Here is a 20969-nt window from a genome sequence, read left to right on the forward strand (position 1 = left end):
ACTTACCCAAAAAGAATATTATGTGATAGTAGTTTTACTAGAGAAACCCGAAAAAATTGAAAAACAACGAAAGATATTGATGCCAAATTTTCTATACTTCATGATGTAGATAATAAAATTATGAATGTTTATAAAGTAGCTTATGAAGTGAATGATCTTACAATACCCAAATATTTAGCTGCTGTTAAAAAGAGAGTGAGTTCGCATAATGTAGAAAATAACAATGTATTGCCAGTACCAGCTACCTATATTATTGGTAAAGATGGTAAGGTGTCATTCGTACATTATGATCCTGATTATAATAAAAGAGCATCAATTGAAGATATCTTGAATATGTAATTAATACTGAAAAGCTTCGATTTTTAGTCGAGGCTTTTTTTATATTTTAATGTAGCTTCTACAAACGATACGAACAATGGGTGGGGATTCAATACGGTACTCTTATATTCTGGATGGTATTGTACACCTACAAACCAAGGATGCGAGGGTAATTCTATAATTTCTACTAAACCTGTTTTTGGGTTTACGCCTGTAACTTTCATTCCTGCTTTTGTAATTTCTTCTAAATAATCATTATTAAATTCATAACGATGTCTATGACGTTCACTTATCATATCCATTTTATAGGCATCAAATACTTTAGATTTTTTATCTAATTTACAGTCCCAAGCACCCAAACGCATGGTACCTCCCATATTTTTAATATTTTTTTGCGTTTCCATGAGATCAATTACAGGATAGGTTGTATCATTGACCATCTCTGTAGAATTCGCATTGTATAACTCAACAACATTACGTGCAAACTCTATCACTGCCATTTGCATACCTAAACAAATACCTAAGAAAGGGATGTTGTGTTCTCTAATATATTTAATAGCATCAATTTTACCTTCAATACCGCGTTCACCAAAACCAGGAGCCACTAATACACCATGCAGATTTTTTAAATCTGACGTTTGCAAGGTTTCTGAATGTAACCAATGTAAGTTTACACTAACTTCATTTGTAGCACCCGCATGAATGAAAGCTTCAGAAATAGATTTATAAGCGTCTTGTAATTCAACATACTTACCAACTAATCCAATTTCTACAGTATTTTTAGGGTTTTTGTGACGTTGCAAAAAGTTGTTCCATTTATTTAAAACAGGCTTATCATCTGAAGAGAGTTGCAATTTTTTAAGCACAACACTATCTAAGCCCTCTTCATACATCATGTTGGGTACATCATATATAGTTTCTGCATCGAGTGATTGAATTACATCTTCTTGTTTAACATTACAGAATAATGCTAATTTTCGTTTAATTTCATTAGAAATATGATGCTCAGTTCTACAAACTAAAATATCGGGGTTTACACCACTTTGCATTAACATTTTAACAGAATGCTGTGTAGGCTTTGTTTTTAATTCACCAGCTGCTGCTAAATACGGAACTAACGTTAAGTGTATTACAATAGCATTATGTTCACCCAATTCCCAAAGTAATTGGCGTACAGACTCTACATAAGGCAAAGACTCAATATCACCAACAGTACCACCAATTTCTGTAATAACAATGTCAAACTCACCTGTATTACCAATGAGTTGAACACGTTCTTTAATTTCATCTGTTATATGAGGAATAACTTGCACTGTTTTTCCTAAATAATCACCTCTTCTTTCTTTATCAATAACAGCTTGATAAATTCTACCAGTAGTTACATTATTTGCTTGAGAAGTTGGTATGTTTAAAAATCGCTCATAGTGACCTAGATCAAGATCAGTTTCGGCACCATCATCAGTTACAAAACACTCTCCATGCTCGTAGGGATTTAAAGTTCCTGGATCAATATTTATATACGGATCTAGTTTTTGAATGGTTACAGTATATCCTCGCTCCTGTAAAAGTTTGGCTAAAGACGCTGCAATAATACCCTTACCGAGTGATGAAGTTACGCCTCCAGTAACGAAAACGTATTTGGTGTTTTTCATTGCTATTAGGTTTTGCCAAAAGTACAAACTCTAAAATTTATGGCAAATGAAAAAGGAGGAAAAAATTACCTCTTTTAGATTTCTAGTAATTCATTGTATTTATTACTTTGTAAAAGGCATATTTATTTTGGTATGTATGGTAATTGGTACACTATTAAAAAAATCTTGAAAGATCAATTCATCTTGATAATCAAATTCAATTTTTAAGGAATTAGCGGTCAGTTCAAAAATATTAATAACTACTGGTTCATTTTAGCTGTTTATACTTAGCAAACGAGTTTTAAAAGAAAATGTATTCTTATTAGCGCTATTTATTAAATACATATAATTAAAAATCGTTAACTTTAGGGCTCTAAAAAAAAACTAAAAATTATGTCTGTAAATTTATTAGACCTTGCTAAAGGTTATTTATCTGATGATTTAATTGGCTCAGCTGCCTCTTTTTTAGGCGAAAGTGCTGATACAACAAAATCTAGTATGGAATATATTATGCCAACATTGCTTGGCGGATTAATGAATAAAGCTGGGAGTCCTTCTGGAGCTTCTGATTTATTAGGAATGGTCACTAATTCTCAATTTGGTGATAATCTATTAGGGAATCTAGGGGGGCTTTTTGGAGGCTCTAATAGTGGATTAATGGATTTAGGTGGTAATTTACTAGGCTCTATTTTTGGTAATAAACTAGGTAGCGTAACAGATTTAATTGTAAATGCCGTAGGTTTAAAATCTGGTACTGCATCAAGTTTGCTTAAAATGGGTTTACCCTTTTTATTAAGTATTGTAAGTAAACAAGTAGGAAAAGGTGGTGTTGGTGCACTCAAGAAATTACTCTCCGGTCAAACAGAATATATTAAAAAAGAAGCTCCCACTGGATTTATGGACAATATGTTAGGCGCATTAGGAGTAAATTCACTAAGTAATTTAGACCCTATTGATTCATCAGATGCAAGAACTAGAGTTTCAGATACTATGGAAGATGTTGAACATACGGTGAAAAAAGGAGGTAATAAATGGTTGCCGTTATTGCTAATTGCAGCATTAGCAGCACTCACTTTTTATGCTATGAAAAACTGTAAAGGTGATGCAGAAACTGTAGAAGATAAAGTAGAAGAAGTAACCTCTGATGTTAAAGAAGAAGTTGAGGAGGTGGTGAACAATGTTGTTGATGATGCTAATTCCTTATACAACGCAGGAGCAGATTTAGTTGGTAAAACTGTAGCTGGATTTGAATATTTAGGAGAATTCGTGAAAAGGAAATTAAGTGATGGTACTGAGTTAATAATACCTTCAAAAGGATTTGAATCGAAATTAGTTAATTTTATTGAAAGTGATAAAAAGGTTGATAAAGATACTTGGTTTGATATGCGTCGTGTATTATTTAAAACGGGTTCAGCAGATTTAGATGATCGTTCAATGAATCAGATAGATTATGTTGCTTCTATACTTAAGGCATATCCTTCTGTAAATATTAAAATTGGTGGCTATACTGATAATACAGGTGACGCAGCTTTCAACAAAACACTATCAGCAGACAGAGCAACTTCGGTAATGAAAGCATTAATTTCGAAAGGTATAGATGCTTCACGCTTATCAGCTGAAGGTTATGGACAAGAACACCCTATAGCTGATAATACTACTAATGAAGGCAGACAATTAAACAGACGCGTTTCTGCTAGAGTTACAAAAAAATAATCAGCAAACGAAAAACGAAAACGAAAAGCAGCTTTTTTTAGCTGCTTTTTTTATGCTTTTACAGGAATATCTTTTAAAATTTCTAATACAAATTTCCAGTACTTTTGAGAAGAACTAATACTTGCTCTTTCGTCAGGAGAATGCGCTCCTTTTATGGTAGGTCCAAAAGAGATCATATCCATATTCGGGTAATTTTGCCCTAAAATACCACACTCTAATCCTGCATGACAGGCCATTACATGGGGTTCTTCATGAAAGAGTTCTTTGTATTTTTTAGTGAGTACTTTTAATATATTTGAATTCGGATTCGGTTTCCAACCAGGATAAGCACCTGAAGTAGTTACTGTAAACCCTGCCAATTCAAACCCAGTTGTAATACTATTTACTAAATCTTGTTTACCCGATTCCACTGAGCTTCGTGTAAGGCAAAGAATTTTTATTTCACCATCTTTTACCAATACTCGGGCAACATTATTTGAAGTTTCAACCAAATCTTCAATATCTGGACTCATTCTAAAAACGCCGTTGTGTGTTGTATAAATTGCCTTTAGAAGCGAATCTTGATCTTTTTTAGAAAGTGTAAAGTTTGGTGTTATACATTCTTCTAATTCAATTTCTAGAGCGTTTTCAATAGTAGTATATTCATCTATGATAGCTTTAGCAATTTCATAGAATTGCTCTTCTATTATTTTTGGTTTTTCTGTAGTGATAACAGCATTACTTTCTCTTGGAATGGCATTTCTGAGACCACCACCGTCTAATTCAGCAATATCAATTAAATCATGTAAAGCAAATAAAATTCTATTCATCATTTTATTGGCATTTCCAAAACCTTTATGGATATCCATTCCCGAATGCCCACCTTGTAATCCCTTTACAGAAATTTTATAAGCCGATACATTGGTTTTGGTTTGTTGAGGTACATACAATTTTGTTGCAGTAATGTCAATTCCGCCAGCACATCCAACACCAATTTCATCATCATCTTCAGTATCTAAATTCAACAAAATTTCACCTTCTAATAATCCGCCTTCTAAACCTAATGCTCCTGTCATGCCCGTTTCTTCATCAATGGTAAATAATGCTTCTATCGTAGGATGAACGATATTTTTTGATTCTAAGATAGACATGATGGTAGCAACCCCAAGACCATTATCAGCGCCAAGTGTGGTTCCTTTAGCTTTTACCCAATCTTCATCAACATACATTTCGATACCTTGTGTATCAAAATCGAAATTGGTATCATTGTTTTTTTGATGTACCATATCTAAGTGCGATTGCATAACAACCGTTTTTCGATCTTCCATGCCAGGGGTAGCTGGTTTCGTTATAATTACGTTGCCTACAGCATCTACTTTTGTTTCAAGATTCAATCTTTTTCCGAAATCGACCATAAATTGAATAACATGTTCTTCTTTTTTTGAAGCACGTGGAACAGCATTTAAGTTGGCAAAATTATTCCAAAGTGGCTTGGGTTGAAGGTTTCTTATTTCTTGACTCATTATATGGTAATTACAGTTTCATTTATTGGTTTTCTTACTTTTTTAAGTGTACTCATAAAATCATCATCGGCTCTATAACCGATAGGTAATAATAACACAGATTTTAAATTTTGCGCTCGTAAATTTAAAATTTCATCAAATTTTTGTGCATTAAAGCCTTCCATTGGGCAAGCATCTATTTGTTGTAAGGCACATACAGTCATTAAGTTTCCTAAAGCTATATAGGCTTGGTTGATAGCCGATTTTTGTTTTTCGTTTGTCGATTTGTTTTTAAATAGTTCTTTTAACTGTGTTCTGTATTTACCTAAGATTTCTTCAGAAGTTCCTCTAATTTTCTTTTCTAGGTCGAAATACGCATCAATATCTTCAAGTGTAAAATAATCATGGATACAAATTACGAGCAAATGAGAAGCATTATAAACTTGCTCTTGCTGAAAAGAATGTTCAACTAATTGTTTTTGTAGTTTTTTATCTTTAATGATTAACATCTTTATAGGCTGTAAACCAAAAGATGTAGCTGTTAAATTAAAGGAATTTGATAGTGTTTCTATATCATCGTCAGAGACGATTTTCTGACTATCAAATTTTTTACAGGCATAACGCCATTCTAGGCTTTCAATAATATTCATAGCGTATAGATTCTCAAGCTAAAGATTGCATATCAACAAGCTTTTTATAAATGCCATTTTTGGCTAATAGTTCTTGATGTTTACCTTGTTCTACAATTTTTCCCTTTTGCATAACCACAATACTATCTGCATTTTGAATTGTAGATAAACGATGTGCAATGACCAATGAAGTTCTGTTTTGCATCATTTTCTCAAGCGCATCTTGAACCAAACGTTCAGACTCGGTGTCTAGAGCTGAGGTGGCTTCATCTAAGATCATTATTGGTGGATTTTTTAAAACAGCTCTGGCAATACTCAGACGTTGTTTTTGACCGCCAGAAAGCTTATTACCACCATCACCAATATTGGTATTGAAACCTTGAGGCAATTCTTTTATAAACTCGTATGCATTAGCAATTTTTAAAGCTTCAATAATAGCATCATCACTAGCATTTTCAACACCTAATAACATGTTGTTTTTTACAGAATCATTGAAAAGAATAGCATCTTGAGTAACAATTCCTAATTGATTTCGCAAAGACTCTTTGGTAAGATCTTTAATATTGATATTGTCAATAGTAATTTTACCCTCATTAACATCATAGAACCGTGTTACAAGATTCGCTAAAGTAGATTTACCACTACCAGATTGACCTACTAAAGCCACTGATTTTCCTTTTGGAATTTCTAATGAAAAATCTTTCAATACAAAATCATCTTCATATTTAAAAGATACGTTTTCAAATTTTATACTAGTATTAAAATCAACTTTTTCTAAAGCATTTGGCGCATCCTTTAAAGGATTATCAGTTTCAATAATTTCTAAAACTCTTTCTGCAGCAGCATTACCGCGTTTCAAGCTATAGGATGCTTTAGAAATAGCTTTTGCAGGAGTTAAAATGTTATAAGCTAACCCCATAAAAGCTAAAAACGATTCACCATCAAGTGATTTTTCAACCAATACTAACCTACCTCCGTACCATAATAATACAGCAATAACAGCAATACCCAAAAATTCACTAGTAGGTTTTGCTAAATTCGTTCTATTTAAAAGGCTATTAGAAAACTTATTATATCGAGATGTAGAATCTTGGAATTTAGTATTAAACTTTTTTTCTGCATTAAATCCCTTAATAATTCTCAAACCACTCAAGGTTTCTTCTAGAATCGATAGAAAAGTGCCTTGCTCTTTCTGAACCCTTGTTGATCTTCGCTTTAAACTTTTACCGATGAGTGAAATAATAAAACCTGAAATAGGTATAAACACAAATACAAATATGGTAAGCTTAACACTAATGGTAAGCATAAAAATAATGGTGAAGATAATCGTTAATGGCTCTCTGAATAGCAGTTCTAAAATCGATAAAAATGAGTGTTGTATTTCTAGAACATCGGTACCAATTCTTGCCATAATATCGCCTTTTCTTTTTTCAGAAAAATAAGATAAAGGCAACGCAACGGTTTTTTTATAGAGCTCATTTCGTAAATCTTTTAACACGCCATTTCTTAAGAAAGTAATGAAATACATGGCTAAGTAATTAAAAAGATTCTTTAATAAGAACACCACAATCACCAATAAAATTACAATAGTAAGTGCTTTTGATTTATCATCACCAGCGATATCGGTGATGTAATAATTTATACTGTTTTTAAAATATTGACCTGCTTCGGTAATACCATTATACACAGGTTTTTCAGTAACTCTCTCAGCATCTTTCCCAAAAATCACCTGTAATAAAGGCATAAGTACCATAAATGATAATGCACTAAATAAGGCATAGAAAATATTACAGATAATATTTAAAACTCCATAAATTTTATAGGGTAAGGCAAAGCGAATTATCCTTTTAAAATAGTTCATTAATCTAACTTCATTTCTTTGATAATGCGCTGAATTTTTTGTTCTAATAATCGCTCAGTAGGCATTAAACTTTCGATATCATCTAATGGAAGATTCACACTAAAATAGAATTTTATTTTAGGTTCGGTTCCACTAGGTCTAGCGGCAACTCTTGTGCCATCTTCCGTTTGATAGATTAAAACGTTAGATTTTGGCAGATTGATGTCAGTTTTTTCACCTGAAATCAAATTTTGACAGATAGATGTATCATAATCAAATAATAATTCAACTTTAGATCCGTCTAATTGTTTTAAAGGATTATTTCGTAAATCTGTCATCATCTGTTTTATCTCTTGAGCGCCATCTGCTCCCTTTTTCACTAAAGAAATTAAGTGCTCTTTATAGAAACCATGTTTTAAATATAAATTTACAAGTTCTTTGTAAAAAGTAGAATTATTGTTTTTAGCATTTGCGGCAATCTCACATGCCAATAACGTTGCAGTAACCGCATCTTTATCTCTAATAAAATCTCCTACCATATATCCAAAACTTTCTTCACCACCACCTATGAATTCTAAATGATCAAAATCACGTATCATTTTGGCGATCCACTTAAACCCTGTAAGCCCAACTTTAGTTTCTACATTATAGCTTTTTGCTATATCTGCTACTAAATTGGTTGATACGATGGTTGAGCCAATAAATTGAGCGCCATTTAGTTTTCCTAATTGATACCATTGCTCAATTAAAAATTCGGTCATTACACTCATGGTTTGATTTCCGTTTAAGAGTAACATGTTTCCGTTAAGGTCTCTTACAGCAATACCTAACCTATCAGAATCTGGATCTGTACCAATTACAATATCAGCATTATTTTTATTGGCAAGGTCAATAGCCATTTGTAATGCTTCAGGTTCTTCAGGATTTGGTGACTTTACTGTAGGAAAATCTCCATCAGGCTTTCTTTGTTCTTTTACAATGCTTACATCAGAAAACCCTGCCTTTTTTAGAGCTTGCGGAATTGCCATTACCGAAGTGCCATGTAGTGGTGTAAAAACAATTTTTAAATTGCTTCTGTTCTTAACGTTAAAGGTTCCATTAGCAACACATGCTTTAATAAATTCAGCATCTACTTTTTTCCCTATTTTTTCTATCAGAATCTCATTCTCAGTAAAACTGATCTCAGAAAATGCAACACTATTTACTTCGCTAATAATCTCTTTATCTTGAGGTGGTACTATCTGCCCACCATCATTCCAATACACCTTGTAGCCGTTATATTCAGGAGGGTTATGAGAAGCTGTTAACACGATACCCACATCACAATTAAGATGTCTCACTGCGAATGATAATTCTGGGGTTGGGCGTAAGTCTTCAAATAAATAGACTTTAATATTATTTGCTGAGAAAATACCAGCGACTATCGCTGCAAATTCCTTGCTATTATGCCTACAATCATAAGCAATAACAGCTTTTAACTCTTTTTCTGGAAAGGATTTTCTAAGATAGTTAGACAATCCTTGTGTAGCCTTACCTAGTGTATATTTATTTATTCTGTTTGTGCCTGCACCCATAACACCACGCATACCACCAGTACCAAATTCAAGGTCTTTATAAAAAACTTCAAATAGATCTTTCGAATTTTTTTCAAGTAGTGTTTTTACTTCTTGCTGGGTAGTAGTATCAAAAGGGGAATCAAGCCAAGTGTTGGCCTTTGCAATGATTTGTTCGTTAGTCATAAATTCTTTTCCTAAATTTTATTAAGCAAATGTACTAAAAAGTAAAAAGCATTTTTAGTGTTTAAACAGAGATAAAATTATAAGTTCGTTGTTTGACTTATTTTATAATGTGTATTGTCTCTTTTACTTCTTAAAATTAATTCTCCAATAAACCCAGCTAAGAATAATTGTGTACCTAAAAGCATTGCTGTTAAGGCGATATAAAATTGTGGTCTTTCTGTTATCAATCTACCTGAAGGGTTTAAGAAAAGTTTATCAATACCTAAATATAATGCGAAAAGAAAGCCAATAAAAAACATCAAACTACCAAGAAGCCCAAATAAATGCATGGGTCTTTTACCGAATCGAGATAAAAACCAGATCGAAATAAGATCTAAAAAACCATTAATAAAACGATTCATGCCAAATTTAGTAACGCCATATTTTCGTGCTTGATGTTGTACTACTTTTTCACCAATTTTTTCAAATCCTTCATTTTTAGCTAATACAGGTATATACCGATGCATTTCGCCATAAACATCTACATTTTTTATAACTGCTTTTTTGTAGGCTTTGAGTCCGCAATTAAAATCATGTAATTTTACACCAGATGTTTTTCTGGCTGCTGCATTAAATAATTTTGAAGGTAGGTTCTTTTTTAGTTTCGAATCATACCGCTTTTTTTTCCATCCAGAGATTAAATCATAATTCTCTTTAACGATAAGATCATATAATTCGGGTATTTCATCTGGGCTATCTTGAAGATCAGCATCCATGGTAATAACAACTTCTCCTTCCGCTGCTATAAAACCTGCATGTAAAGCTTGTGATTTACCATAATTTTTTTGAAAACGAATGCCTTTTACATTTTTATTGGTTTTTGTTAATTCTTCAATAATCTTCCAAGAAGTATCTGTGCTACCGTCATCTATAAAAATAATTTCATATAAAAACTGATTGGACTGCATCACGTGTGCAATCCAATCATGTAATTCTTGTAAAGATTCTTCTTCGTTAAGTAGTGGAATTACTACCGATATGTTCATGAGTTGATTCTGTTTTAATATTCTTCTTTTTGCTGCATCACTAAAGAAGCAATCAAAGATACTACAAAACCGACAAATATATTAAAGATCATAATCCAACCTATGGTGAATACGTAGAAATATTTTCTAGTATTTTCTCCTATTTTATCAATCATTTCTTCAGTAGAATTAGGGTTGTCTAACATTTGCTCCCTTTGTAATTCTACAACGCGCTCTACAAAATCTGGTTCTACAAATTTTGCAAAAACAAACATATACACTGAAAAAAGTGCACCACTTATCAATGCGATACCAACTCCAGTTTTTAGTCCTTGCCCTAAAGATAAAAAGCCATTATTTCTCTTTTTAAATTCTTTGATACCTAGTATTACAAATGCTACAAGTAAAAGAACTCCAGCTGCTTGGCTGTACCATTCTTGTTCATAAGTCTTACCCATAGCATACTTTACTACGTTAATAAGGATAAATAAGCCACCTAGTATTAAGCCATAATTTAATGCTGTAGATCGTGTGTGTTGTTGATTTTCCATTGAATTGAATTTTTTGAGTTGAACAAATATAATTATTTAAGTATTAGCTACTTATTTTTATAGTTATTTTTGCAATTTAAAAAACTATAAAAACAGTAGGAAAATTAGAAATTGATTGTAACTTTGCAGCGGCAAGTCCTACACAACCAGCTCCCTTTGAATCCTCCAGGGCAGGAATGCAGCAAAGGTATTAGGTCGTAGCGGTGTGATGTAGGTCGCTTGCCATTTTTAGTTTTTAAGAACTTCTAAAAATCATCTCATTAGTAACACAATACTTCAATTTGTTACATTTGTCTTAAACAGTAGCTATCATGTCTAAAGTAGTTTTAATTACAGGAGCATCATCTGGAATTGGTAAAAGTATCGCAGTATATTTAGCATCTAAAGGTATGACTGTGTATGGTACAAGTAGAAATCCTGATACAGTGGCTACTACTAGTTTTACGATGCTGGCTTTAGATGTTACTGATGTGAAGTCGATTGACAATGCAATCGCAACCATTATTAAAAAAGAAAATAAACTTGATATTTTAGTAAATAATGCGGGTATGGGCATTACAGGTCCTATTGAAGATACCCCAACCGATGAAATGCGTCGTGTTTTTAACACTAATTTTTTCGGCGCTATAGATGTGATGAAAGCAGTGTTACCGCAAATGCGTAAACAAAATGCTGGATTGATAGTAAATGTAACTTCTATTGCTGGTTATATGGGGTTGCCCTTTCGGGGGATGTATTCGGCTACCAAAGGGGCTTTAGAATTGGTTACGGAAGCTGTTCGAATGGAAGTTAAAGAATTTGGAATTAACGTTACGAACGTAGCACCAGGTGATTTTGCAACAAATATTGCTGCGGGACGCTATCATACGCCTGTATATGAAACATCTGCCTATAAAGAAAAATATGCCGAAAATTTGGCATTGATGGATGCTCATGTAGCTAAAGGAATGAACCCTGAGGTGATGGCAGCAACTATTTTTAAAATTATCAAAACCTCTAATCCTAAAGTGCATTATAAAGTGGGCGGTTTTATGGAAAAATTTTCTATCGTTTTAAAGCGCATACTACCAGACAAGGTCTATGAAAAATTACTTATGAATCATTATAAATTGTGAGTTTATAAGATACAGAGTGCGCTTGATTAGCGCACTAATTTTTTAGTCATTTTACTTCAATTTATAGTTACTTGTATAACATGTTAATAAGTTGTGCGTTATCTATTTGTGAACTGCAAAGCTGTTAAAGTATATTTGCGCAACTCAAAAACAACTGATGAAATTTTTTATAGATACAGCAAATCTAGACCAAATAAAAGAAGCCCAAGATATGGGTATTCTTGATGGGGTAACAACAAACCCATCATTAATGGCAAAAGAAGGAATTACTGGTGAGCAAAACATCTTAGATCATTATAAAGCAATTTGTACTATTGTTGATGGCGATGTAAGCGCTGAAGTAATTGCCACCGATTTTGACGGAATGGTTAAAGAAGGGGAAGCGTTAGCAAGCTTAAACCCTCAAATTGTTGTAAAACTTCCAATGATTCGTGACGGTGTTAAGGCGTGTAAGTACTTCTCTAATAACGGAATTAAAACAAACGTGACTTTAGTGTTTTCTGCTGGGCAAGCTCTATTAGCTGCAAAGGCAGGAGCCACCTATGTTTCACCGTTTATTGGTCGTTTAGATGATATTTCTACGGATGGACTCGGATTAATTCAAGAAATTCGTCTCATTTATGATAATTATGGCTTTGATACGCAGATTTTAGCAGCATCAATTCGTCATACCATGCATGTGATGGATTGTGCTAAAATAGGTGCCGATGTGATGACAGGCCCTTTAAAAGCGATTGATGGATTATTAAATCACCCATTAACAGATATAGGATTGGCTAAATTTTTAGCCGACTACCAAAAAGGAAATTAACGTATCAGAAAGAGGAAAAGTCATGCTAACTTGATCCTGCCTTGTAACCGACAAAGCAGGATTTTTTATTTTTAGCAAGTTCTAAATTACTTAACTAAAGTGTTCTAATTTGTTTAAAACTATTTAAATCTGCACAACTTAATTTTAGAGTATTCAAGACAATTTTGTAATTTTCGATAAGATCGTTTATTGTGTTTAATTGTATGATTATCAGTTAAATGAATTCTTTGCAAACCACTTTAATAATCTTTTTCTAAATGCACAACGGGGAGTATAATATTTAGTTAGTGATAAATCAATATCGTAAATTTAATTGAATCTTAAGTGTACTAAAAACAGGAAAAATATTCTTTTTAAATAGGAAAATATCCTATCCTAGTTACTTAATTATTTAATAAATATTCTATATATTCTCTTTAAGCTGTGCTTCTCTTACTTTTTTGAATAAATTTGATGAATATACGAAGTTGGTAACTGCTTCGTTATCGGTTTTAAATACTAACCCGCTATGACCTTCCCATTCTTTTATACCGTCTTTTAAGAAGATAATCTTTTCGCCGATTTCCATAACTGAATTCATATCATGCGAATTAATAATGGTTGTGATATTATACTCTTTTGTAATTTCTTGAATTAAGTTATCAATAAGAATAGCTGTTTTGGGGTCTAAGCCAGAGTTAGGTTCATCACAAAATAAATATTTTGGATTCATCACTATGGCACGTGCTATAGCCACACGCTTTTGCATTCCACCTGATATTTCAGCAGGGTATTTATCATTCGCATTTTCAAGATTTACGCGCTGTAAAACAAAATTTACACGGTCGCGCTTTTCTTCTAAAGTTTGTTTTGTAAACATCTTTAACGGAAACATTACATTTTCTTCTACCGTAGAAGAATCAAAAAGTGCACTACCTTGAAAGACCATGCCTATTTCCTTTCTTAAGTTTCTCTTTTCGTCATCTGTCATTTTTTTATAACTAACACCATCATAAATAATATCTCCTTCTTCAGGAGAAAATAAACCAAGCATACATTTTAAAAAAACAGTTTTTCCAGAACCACTTTGACCAATAACTAGACTTGTTTCTCCTCTATTAAAAGTCGCAGAAATACCTTTTAGTACTGGAGTTCCGCTAAATTCTTTATATATATTTTGAACCTCGATCATTGTCCTAAGATCATTTGTGTTAAAAAGTAATTTAATACAATAATTACGATACTAGTCCATACCACTGCTCGTGTACTAGCCCTACCTACTTCAATGGCTCCGCCTTTAACAAAATAGCCATGATAAGCAGGTATCGTGGCAATCACAAAGGCAAAAACGCATGTTTTTATTAAAGAATAGATAATATGAAAAGGTTCAAAATCAGCTCTAATACCTGTAATATAATCTGTTGAAGCCACTAATCCGGTAAGAATGCCAGCTACCCATCCTCCAAAAATTCCTAAAAATATGCTGATAACAATTACGAACGGATAAAAGAAAACAGTAGCTATTATTTTAGGTAGTACAAGATGATTTAAAGAATTCACGCCCATTACCTCTAAAGCATCAATTTGTTCTGTGGTACGCATTGTACCAATACTTGAAGTGATATAAGAACCAACTTTACCAGCTAGAATAATAGAAATTAAAGTAGGTGAAAATTCTAATATTAGTGATTCTCTTGAAGCAAAACCTATCAAGAACTTTGGAGTTAAAGGGCTTTCTAAGTTTAAAGCTGTTTGTATCACAACAACACCACCTACAAAAAAAGAAATAAAGGCAACAATACCGATTGAACTAATACCAAGATCTTCTATTTCTTTAAAGATTTGCTCTTTAAAAACAGAAGTTTTTAGCGGTTTTCTAAAAACATCACCGAGCATTTGAAAATACTTACCAATATGTTCGATATAATTCATGAACGATACTTGATCTTTAGCTTTAAATTAAGGTTAATTTTGTATTAACCCTTTTTCAAAAATAGGATTTTAAATATAAATTAAGCTACATTTGAATAATATTAAACTAAATTTTAATGAAGTCTTTTTTTACACTTGTTATAAGCATATTGAGTATCTGTGGGTTTAGTCAAAAAACGATGACAGATAAAATTGAACGACCAAAATTGGTAGTTGGTATTGTTGTAGATCAAATGCGTTATGATTATTTAACTCGTTTTTATAATAAATATGGTAATGGAGGTTTTAAAAGGCTAATGAATCAAGGTTTTAATTGTAAAAATAATCACTACAATTATGTGCCTACTTATACGGGACCTGGTCATGCGTCTATTTTTACGGGAACTACACCAAAGTATCATGGTATTATTGCTAATAATTGGTATGATAAAGAGAAAAAGAAGGAGATCTATTGTGCTTCAGATCCGACCGTTTTTCCAGTAGGTTCAGATAGTGATGATGATAAAATGTCACCGAGAAGATTGCTAAGAACAACGTTTGCCGATGAGAATAGATTATTTACGCAACAAAGAGGAAAATCCATTGGTATTTCAATAAAAGATCGCGGTGCCATTTTACCAGCTGGTCATAGCGCTAATGCCGCGTATTGGTTTCATGGAGGTGATATAGGTAAGTGGGTAACAAGCTCGTATTATATGAAAGAGTTACCGAAGTGGGTAACTAAATTTAATTCAAAGAAAAATATAAATAAGTATTTAAAGGTTTGGAAAACATTGTATGATATTGATGATTATGTAGAAAGTGGTACGGATCTTAATGAATTTGAACGTGGCTTCGTAGGCAAAAAAACAGCTACTTTTCCGTATAACTTAAAAAAACTAAAAGATGAAAACTGGGGCTATAGTATTATTAAATCTTCTCCTTATGGTAATACATTAACTACAGACTTTGCTTTAGCTGCTATCGATGGTGAAAATCTCGGCGAAGACGACCAAACAGATATTTTAACGATTAGTTATTCAAGTACAGATTATATAGGACACAATTTTGGCGTAAATTCTAAAGAAATAGAGGATACTTATATTAGGTTAGACAAAGACATAGAGCATTTATTAAAGGCATTAGATACTAAAATTGGTAACAATGAATACGTTGTATTTCTAACATCTGATCATGGAGCTATAAATGCGCCTAGTTATTTACAAACTCTTAAAATACCGTCAGGATATTTTGATTCTGATGGTACCAAAAAGAGATTTAGTGAGTTTTTAGTAAGAACATTTGGTACTATCGATATTTTAGAAAATGTGAGTAATGATCAAATTTTTCTTAATAAAGAAAAGATAAATGAACTTAAGTTGAATTTAAAAGATGTTCAAAATTCTATAGTAAACGAGGTTATTACGTATCCTCTAATTGAAAAGGCGTACACAGCGACAACAATAAATACCACAAATTTTACCAAAGGAATTGAAGCTTTAATACAAAATGGATGTAACCAAAAACGCTCTGGTGACGTTATAATCGTGAAAGCTTCAGGTATCATATCGTATGAAACTAAGGGGTCAACTCATGGTTCGGGTAATAATTATGATACACATGTTCCGTTACTTTTTTACGGAAAAGGAATAAAAAAAGGTATCCTTTATAGAAAAACGGTAATAGAAGATATAGCGCCAACTATTTCTTCGTTGTTACAAATAAGTTTCCCAAACGGAAATACTGGAACTATTATTCATGAAGTTCTTGATTAATGGCTTTTTGAGCTTTTCTAGAAAGATGTATTCTTCTTTTTCTATTTTCTATATATAATATTCTTACTACAAGTATAAGTGCAAAGAGGAGTAGCGATAATATTATTTTATTGGTCATATTGAAGAGTATTTACATATAGTAACGACCTTAATTTTAATTTATTATATAAAAAAAACCTCTGATTTTCAGAGGCTTTTTAGTTTTCTAGTTAACTTTTCTTTTCTTTAGAGACTTTTTCTAGTTTTTCCTTTTGTTTTTTAACTTTCTCTTTATTTTCTTTCAGCTTTTTATCTACATTGTTTAGTTTCTCTTCAACTTTGTTGATTTGGGCTTCTTTCTCAGCGTATTCTTCATCACTAATCTTATTATTTTCTCTCGCTTTTTTTATCTTTTCGCGTGCCTCTTTAATTCGATTTCTACCTTTATTAATACGTTCTTCATTTTGGCCTAAGCTACGCTCATTATCTTCTACTTTATTTTTTGCTGCTGTTGCTCTTGCCTGTCCAAATTCTTTGCCTTTAAGATCACCTTTATTTTTTCCGTAGGCATTTCCCTTGTTATCTTTGTCTTTCACCTGTGCATCAAGGTCTTCAGAAGGGTTATCATCTTTACCTTTTTCTTTATCCTTTCCTTTCCCTTTATTCTCTTTTATCTTATCTTTTCCTTTCTGAACATTCTCATTAGCTTCACGTTCTACTTCCTCAAGGTGCTCTTCTGCATCTTCTTTTATTTTCTTTTCTTTCTCTTTTTTAATTTGTTCAACTTTTTCCTTAGCTTCTTTTTGTTTTTCTTTACCCTTACCTTTTCCTTGGGCAACCGCAGTATTGAAACTAAAAAGTACAACTAGTATAACTACTAAAAATAACTTATTTCTTTTCATGATTTTTATTCTTTAATGATACTATCTAATTCTTGTAAATCTTCTTCTACAGATTTAATATCTTCTGTAATTTCTTCTGAAGTACTATTAATTTCTTCGTTAAGTTGTTCTACCTCTTGATAGGCTTGTTCAACTTCAGGGTCGATTTTTTCTTTCTTTTCGCCACAGCTATACAACGCAAATGCCGCAAAAAGCACTAAGACTTTTAAAATTTTCATGTTTTAATAGATATTGGTTTTGTTTACGTAACGTATTTATTTGTAGTTAAGTATGTACTTTAATTAATACTTATAAACAACTGCGTTGATATTCATACCTGCTCCAACAGATGCTAAAATAATAACATCACCCTTATTTACTGAGTGATTTTCTAATTCTCCTTTTAAAACTAGATCAAGTAGCGTAGGCACGGTAGCAACTGAGCTATTGCCTAGTTTGTGTATGCTCATAGGCATAATATGAGGTGGTTCAGGTGTTTTATGTAGCCTAAAAAAGCGTTTTATAATGGCTTCATCCATTTTTTCGTTTGCTTGATGGATAAAAACCTTTTTTACATCATGAATGGAAACACCACTTTTATCTAGCGCTGTTTTCATAGCATTAGGAACATTATTTAAAGCATATTCATAGATTTTACGCCCGTGCATTTTTATATATCTAATTTTTGGGTCAGTGTTTGGTATGTTAGATTTGCCCATAAATAGATAATTTGCTTGTTCATACGTATGAGATTGTGTTGTATGGCTCATGATACCTGATTTACCATTCTCACTAAATTCTACCACACAAGCCCCAGCACCGTCAGAATAAATCATAGAATCTCTATCGTGCATGTCTAAAACTCTAGATAACGTTTCTGCACCAATGACCAGACATTTTTTTGCTAATCCACCTCGTATATAGGTATGTGCTTGTATTAAACCTTCAATCCATCCAGGGCAACCAAAAATTACATCATAGGCAACACAGTTAGGATTCTTAATCTTTAGTAAATACTTAACACGAGCTGCTAAACTTGGTAAAATATCTGTCTGTATTGTTCCTTTTTTAATATCTCCAAAATTTTGCCCGAGAATAATATAATCTAGTTCTTCTGGATCAATGCCAGCATCCTCAATAGCTTTTTGTGCTGCGATAGCTGCAATATCACTGGCTTGTTTTTCTTCAGTAACATAACGTCTTTCCTCAATTCCTGTAATCGATTTAAACTTTTCTATAATGACTTCATTTGTAACTTCGAAAGGCTCATTTTTATCATTATAAAAACGTTCTTCATTAAAATCAGCATTCGTTTTTGTAATGGAGGGTATATAACTTCCTGTGCCAGTGATTACAGAATTCATAAGTATGGGTTTTGGTTTGGTATAGTAAAACTAAGTCATTTTCGGTAAAGTGAATAATTACATAAAATTAAGTTATAAGTTTAGCGTGTATTTTTACGAATATAAAAATATCAATGCACAAAAATTATCATTTTGTTAATTTGATTTGCATGATAGTCGCAATAGAAAGGGCTCTATTTTTTGCAATATTCACTTTTTCTCCCTCGAAAAGTGCATCTATAGTTGTGTTAAAATGATTTAACCAAATTTTAAAATGATTTTTACTAAAAGGTAATCGTTGATGTAATTCAAGGTGAGGTTTCATGGCGTTTTTACCATATTTTATAGTGCCAAAAAGAATGTCTTCCCAAAAATTAACAATAACGATAAGATGATGGTCAAGAGAATTTTCTTTAATAATATGCTCAAAGAAATGGTTAATTTGCGTATCGTTTAACAACTCGGTATAGAATTTAGAAATGAAATATTCTATATCTTCTCTATCTACGATATCCTTTTTCATCAGTTAAAGAAAAGATTTGTCAAATCCAAGGGGTAACAAATTTTTAAGAGAATCCGTTTTTATAACTTTTCCAGATGCTCCCATAAAATAGATAATTATTGGATGTTCTTGTTTGACTTCATATTCAGCAATAGCTTGCCTACAGGCACCACATGGTGCTACCGGTTGATCTACTTTTTTATTTGAAGAACTGGCGTTTATAGCCATTTTCAGAATCTTAGCTTTAGGATAATTGGCACCAGCATGATAAATTGCAACACGTTCAGCACAAAGTCCAGATGGATACGCTGCATTTTCTTGATTATTCCCTAAGATAATTTCATTATTATCAAGAAGTAGGGCAGTGCCCACTTTAAAATTCGAATATGGAGCATAGGCTTTTTCTCTTGCGATAATAGCTTGCGCCATTAACTCTTGATCTTCTTTCGGTAGCTCCTGAAGCATTTCATAAACAGTAAACTCAGAAGTAAGCTCAACTTTTTTCATTAACGCTTGTATAAGATTTTAAATATAGATAAAAAAATAATCATTAAGGGTGTAAGCCAAAATGATTATTTTATAATGTTTTCTATGATTAACTATTAGAAACCTTCGTAAGAATCTCCAAAATTAAATAATAATGAGAAACGTAAAGTATTTTCTAAGGGATTGTTAACATCAGATGAATTCAGTAAATACGATAAATCTAAATTAATGGCATTAAATTTAAATCCAGCACCTAAGGTGAAGTATTTTCTATCACCTTTAAATTCACTTTCATTAAAATATCCCGCTCTAAATGCAAACGTTTGATCGTACATATATTCGGCACCTAAAGCCCATTTAAATTCTTTGAGTTCTTCACTAAACCCTCCTGGTGCATCACCAAAAGATTGAAAAATACCACCTATAAAACCAACGTCTTCTTGCCTATAAGTTTCGGGATTTGTTCCTTGTGGTACACTAGGGGTTGGCACCAATAATTTGTTAAATTCTAGATTGGCTGTAATCGTATTAAAATCATCTAATATAAAATCGAATCCTCCTCCTATTTTTAAGTTTGTTGGAATGAAGTTTTCTTGGCCACCATCCGTTAAGGTAACTTTAGGTCCAATGTTAGAAAGATTAAATCCACCACGCCACTTACCATTAAAATTGCCATAATTCACTTCATTAGATTCAAAATAACCCGCAACATCAACGGCATAAGTATTTACGGTGTTTATATTGGAATTATCGACATTTAGTGCATAGTCTGAGCGTAAATAACGAACCGCGACACCCATTGAGAAATAGTCACTTAGTTTTAATCCGTACGTGACATCAAATGAAAGTTCATTAGGATTTTCAGATCCAATACCTTGTCCGTCAAAACTCGTTAGATCAATAGTACCTAATGAAAAGTATTTAAAGCTTGCACCCCAAGCACTGCCTTCATCAATTCTATTTGAGAAAGTTAAACTACTTACAAATACATCGTTCGTTAAATTTCTAAGCCAAGGTGTATAATTAACACCAACAGCATATTGAGATTCTAAAAATGCAAGTTTTGCAGGGTTGTGATGTAAAGAATTAGCATCAGCTTTGGTTGCGATACCAATATCACCCATACCACCAGCACGTGCATCAGGCGCAATTAATAAAAACGGCGCGGCAGTAGTTATTGGGTTTGGTTCGTCTTGAGCAAATCCTTTATGTAGTATAAAAAGAAATGCTAATGAGAGTAAAATTGTTTTTTTCATGAAATAAAAGTCAAAAGTTTAAAGG

The 20969-nt window shown here is 32.5% G+C and carries 20 protein-coding genes and 1 other RNA gene; 6 read left to right on the forward strand and 15 right to left on the reverse strand.

The features are described from left to right. Nucleotides 1–120: 120 nt before the first annotated feature. Nucleotides 121–339 (forward strand): hypothetical protein, encoded by a 219-nt coding sequence (locus AC1EUY_RS00960; RefSeq protein WP_480193622.1) that lies wholly within the window; start codon nucleotides 121–123, stop codon nucleotides 337–339. 23 nt (nucleotides 340–362) lie between these two features. On the opposite strand, the gene AC1EUY_RS00965 is transcribed toward AC1EUY_RS00960, so the two are convergent. Further along, nucleotides 363–1970 carry a CTP synthase gene (locus tag AC1EUY_RS00965; protein ID WP_480193623.1) on the reverse strand — a complete coding sequence of 536 codons (1608 nt, stop codon included), beginning with the start codon at nucleotides 1968–1970 and terminating at the stop codon, nucleotides 363–365. A gap of 372 nt (nucleotides 1971–2342) precedes the next feature. Here AC1EUY_RS00965 and AC1EUY_RS00970 point away from each other — a divergent pair, with 372 nt between their 5' ends. Next, the gene (locus tag AC1EUY_RS00970) at nucleotides 2343–3662 is read left to right on the forward strand and encodes a DUF937 domain-containing protein (protein ID WP_480193624.1); all 1320 of its coding nucleotides are present in this window, start codon (nucleotides 2343–2345) and stop codon (nucleotides 3660–3662) included. Between the two features lie 50 nt (nucleotides 3663–3712). Here AC1EUY_RS00970 and AC1EUY_RS00975 read toward each other — a convergent pair whose 3' ends face one another. The 6 genes from AC1EUY_RS00975 to AC1EUY_RS01000 form a co-directional block, all read right to left on the reverse strand. After that, nucleotides 3713–5164, reverse strand: a complete 1452-nt coding sequence (locus AC1EUY_RS00975) for an aminoacyl-histidine dipeptidase (protein WP_480193625.1) — start codon at nucleotides 5162–5164, stop codon at nucleotides 3713–3715. Further along, nucleotides 5164–5793 carry an NAD(P)H-dependent oxidoreductase gene (locus AC1EUY_RS00980; protein WP_480193626.1) on the reverse strand — a complete coding sequence of 210 codons (630 nt, stop codon included), beginning with the start codon at nucleotides 5791–5793 and terminating at the stop codon, nucleotides 5164–5166. The genes AC1EUY_RS00975 and AC1EUY_RS00980 overlap by 1 nt, the downstream gene beginning before the upstream one ends. A 13-nt stretch (nucleotides 5794–5806) precedes the next feature. Then, nucleotides 5807–7633 (reverse strand): ABC transporter ATP-binding protein, encoded by a 1827-nt coding sequence (locus AC1EUY_RS00985; RefSeq protein WP_480193627.1) that lies wholly within the window; start codon nucleotides 7631–7633, stop codon nucleotides 5807–5809. Next, entirely contained in the window at nucleotides 7633–9351 is a 1719-nt protein-coding gene (locus AC1EUY_RS00990; RefSeq protein WP_480193628.1) for a phospho-sugar mutase, read from the reverse strand. Before AC1EUY_RS00990 ends, AC1EUY_RS00985 begins: the two co-directional genes overlap by 1 nt. A 77-nt stretch (nucleotides 9352–9428) precedes the next feature. Beyond that, the gene (locus AC1EUY_RS00995; protein ID WP_480193629.1) at nucleotides 9429–10376 is read right to left on the reverse strand and encodes a glycosyltransferase family 2 protein; all 948 of its coding nucleotides are present in this window, start codon (nucleotides 10374–10376) and stop codon (nucleotides 9429–9431) included. A gap of 14 nt (nucleotides 10377–10390) precedes the next feature. Beyond that, nucleotides 10391–10906, reverse strand: coding sequence for a DUF4199 domain-containing protein (locus AC1EUY_RS01000; protein ID WP_480193630.1), 516 nt, complete (start codon nucleotides 10904–10906; stop codon nucleotides 10391–10393). A gap of 129 nt (nucleotides 10907–11035) precedes the next feature. Here AC1EUY_RS01000 and ffs point away from each other — a divergent pair. The 3 genes from ffs to fsa all read left to right on the forward strand — a co-directional run bounded on the left by ffs (nucleotide 11036) and on the right by fsa (nucleotide 12832). Then, nucleotides 11036–11134: signal recognition particle sRNA small type (gene ffs, locus AC1EUY_RS01005), an RNA gene on the forward strand. A gap of 83 nt (nucleotides 11135–11217) precedes the next feature. Further along, nucleotides 11218–12021, forward strand: coding sequence for an SDR family oxidoreductase (locus tag AC1EUY_RS01010; RefSeq protein WP_480193631.1), 804 nt, complete (start codon nucleotides 11218–11220; stop codon nucleotides 12019–12021). Between the two features lie 157 nt (nucleotides 12022–12178). After that, a complete protein-coding gene (gene fsa / locus AC1EUY_RS01015) occupies nucleotides 12179–12832 on the forward strand; it encodes a fructose-6-phosphate aldolase (RefSeq protein ID WP_480193632.1) in 654 nt (217 codons plus the stop codon). Between the two features lie 403 nt (nucleotides 12833–13235). Here fsa and AC1EUY_RS01020 read toward each other — a convergent pair whose 3' ends face one another. Next, nucleotides 13236–14003 (reverse strand): ABC transporter ATP-binding protein, encoded by a 768-nt coding sequence (locus AC1EUY_RS01020; RefSeq protein ID WP_480193633.1) that lies wholly within the window; start codon nucleotides 14001–14003, stop codon nucleotides 13236–13238. Then, nucleotides 14000–14743: an MlaE family ABC transporter permease gene (locus AC1EUY_RS01025; RefSeq protein ID WP_480193634.1), complete on the reverse strand. Its 744-nt coding sequence runs from the start codon at nucleotides 14741–14743 to the stop codon at nucleotides 14000–14002. Before AC1EUY_RS01025 ends, AC1EUY_RS01020 begins: the two co-directional genes overlap by 4 nt. Nucleotides 14744–14859: 116 nt before the next feature. Between AC1EUY_RS01025 and pafA the strand changes: the two genes are divergently transcribed. After that, the gene (gene pafA, locus AC1EUY_RS01030; RefSeq protein WP_480193635.1) at nucleotides 14860–16497 is read left to right on the forward strand and encodes an alkaline phosphatase PafA; all 1638 of its coding nucleotides are present in this window, start codon (nucleotides 14860–14862) and stop codon (nucleotides 16495–16497) included. Nucleotides 16498–16706: 209 nt separating this feature from the next. Here pafA and AC1EUY_RS01035 read toward each other — a convergent pair whose 3' ends face one another. The 6 genes from AC1EUY_RS01035 to porV all read right to left on the reverse strand — a co-directional run bounded on the left by AC1EUY_RS01035 (nucleotide 16707) and on the right by porV (nucleotide 20944). Then, nucleotides 16707–17378, reverse strand: coding sequence for a hypothetical protein (locus tag AC1EUY_RS01035; protein ID WP_480193636.1), 672 nt, complete (start codon nucleotides 17376–17378; stop codon nucleotides 16707–16709). A 5-nt stretch (nucleotides 17379–17383) separates the two neighbouring features. After that, nucleotides 17384–17596 carry a hypothetical protein gene (locus tag AC1EUY_RS01040; RefSeq protein WP_480193637.1) on the reverse strand — a complete coding sequence of 71 codons (213 nt, stop codon included), beginning with the start codon at nucleotides 17594–17596 and terminating at the stop codon, nucleotides 17384–17386. A 63-nt stretch (nucleotides 17597–17659) separates the two neighbouring features. Then, a complete protein-coding gene (locus AC1EUY_RS01045; protein ID WP_480193638.1) occupies nucleotides 17660–18721 on the reverse strand; it encodes a 3-oxoacyl-ACP synthase III family protein in 1062 nt (353 codons plus the stop codon). 127 nt (nucleotides 18722–18848) lie between these two features. Further along, nucleotides 18849–19223, reverse strand: coding sequence for a group III truncated hemoglobin (locus AC1EUY_RS01050; RefSeq protein WP_480193639.1), 375 nt, complete (start codon nucleotides 19221–19223; stop codon nucleotides 18849–18851). A 3-nt stretch (nucleotides 19224–19226) separates the two neighbouring features. Beyond that, entirely contained in the window at nucleotides 19227–19709 is a 483-nt protein-coding gene (gene cdd, locus AC1EUY_RS01055) for a cytidine deaminase (RefSeq protein ID WP_480193640.1), read from the reverse strand. Between the two features lie 95 nt (nucleotides 19710–19804). After that, a complete protein-coding gene (porV, locus tag AC1EUY_RS01060; protein ID WP_480193641.1) occupies nucleotides 19805–20944 on the reverse strand; it encodes a type IX secretion system outer membrane channel protein PorV in 1140 nt (379 codons plus the stop codon). Nucleotides 20945–20969: the final 25 nt, after the last annotated feature.

The sequence above is a fragment of the Maritimimonas sp. 2210JD6-3 genome (genome assembly GCF_056591795.1).

Coding starts and splice junctions, on each gene's coding strand:
- AC1EUY_RS00960 (WP_480193622.1), top strand. CDS start 121: ATGAATGTTTATAAAGTAGCTTATGAAGTGAATGATCTTACAATACCC.
- AC1EUY_RS00965 (WP_480193623.1), bottom strand. CDS start 1,970: ATGAAAAACACCAAATACGTTTTCGTTACTGGAGGCGTAACTTCATCA.
- AC1EUY_RS00970 (WP_480193624.1), top strand. CDS start 2,343: ATGTCTGTAAATTTATTAGACCTTGCTAAAGGTTATTTATCTGATGAT.
- AC1EUY_RS00975 (WP_480193625.1), bottom strand. CDS start 5,164: ATGAGTCAAGAAATAAGAAACCTTCAACCCAAGCCACTTTGGAATAAT.
- AC1EUY_RS00980 (WP_480193626.1), bottom strand. CDS start 5,793: ATGAATATTATTGAAAGCCTAGAATGGCGTTATGCCTGTAAAAAATTT.
- AC1EUY_RS00985 (WP_480193627.1), bottom strand. CDS start 7,633: ATGAACTATTTTAAAAGGATAATTCGCTTTGCCTTACCCTATAAAATT.
- AC1EUY_RS00990 (WP_480193628.1), bottom strand. CDS start 9,351: ATGACTAACGAACAAATCATTGCAAAGGCCAACACTTGGCTTGATTCC.
- AC1EUY_RS00995 (WP_480193629.1), bottom strand. CDS start 10,376: ATGAACATATCGGTAGTAATTCCACTACTTAACGAAGAAGAATCTTTA.
- AC1EUY_RS01000 (WP_480193630.1), bottom strand. CDS start 10,906: ATGGAAAATCAACAACACACACGATCTACAGCATTAAATTATGGCTTA.
- AC1EUY_RS01010 (WP_480193631.1), top strand. CDS start 11,218: ATGTCTAAAGTAGTTTTAATTACAGGAGCATCATCTGGAATTGGTAAA.
- fsa (WP_480193632.1), top strand. CDS start 12,179: ATGAAATTTTTTATAGATACAGCAAATCTAGACCAAATAAAAGAAGCC.
- AC1EUY_RS01020 (WP_480193633.1), bottom strand. CDS start 14,003: ATGATCGAGGTTCAAAATATATATAAAGAATTTAGCGGAACTCCAGTA.
- AC1EUY_RS01025 (WP_480193634.1), bottom strand. CDS start 14,743: ATGAATTATATCGAACATATTGGTAAGTATTTTCAAATGCTCGGTGAT.
- pafA (WP_480193635.1), top strand. CDS start 14,860: ATGAAGTCTTTTTTTACACTTGTTATAAGCATATTGAGTATCTGTGGG.
- AC1EUY_RS01035 (WP_480193636.1), bottom strand. CDS start 17,378: ATGAAAAGAAATAAGTTATTTTTAGTAGTTATACTAGTTGTACTTTTT.
- AC1EUY_RS01040 (WP_480193637.1), bottom strand. CDS start 17,596: ATGAAAATTTTAAAAGTCTTAGTGCTTTTTGCGGCATTTGCGTTGTAT.
- AC1EUY_RS01045 (WP_480193638.1), bottom strand. CDS start 18,721: ATGAATTCTGTAATCACTGGCACAGGAAGTTATATACCCTCCATTACA.
- AC1EUY_RS01050 (WP_480193639.1), bottom strand. CDS start 19,223: ATGAAAAAGGATATCGTAGATAGAGAAGATATAGAATATTTCATTTCT.
- cdd (WP_480193640.1), bottom strand. CDS start 19,709: ATGAAAAAAGTTGAGCTTACTTCTGAGTTTACTGTTTATGAAATGCTT.
- porV (WP_480193641.1), bottom strand. CDS start 20,944: ATGAAAAAAACAATTTTACTCTCATTAGCATTTCTTTTTATACTACAT.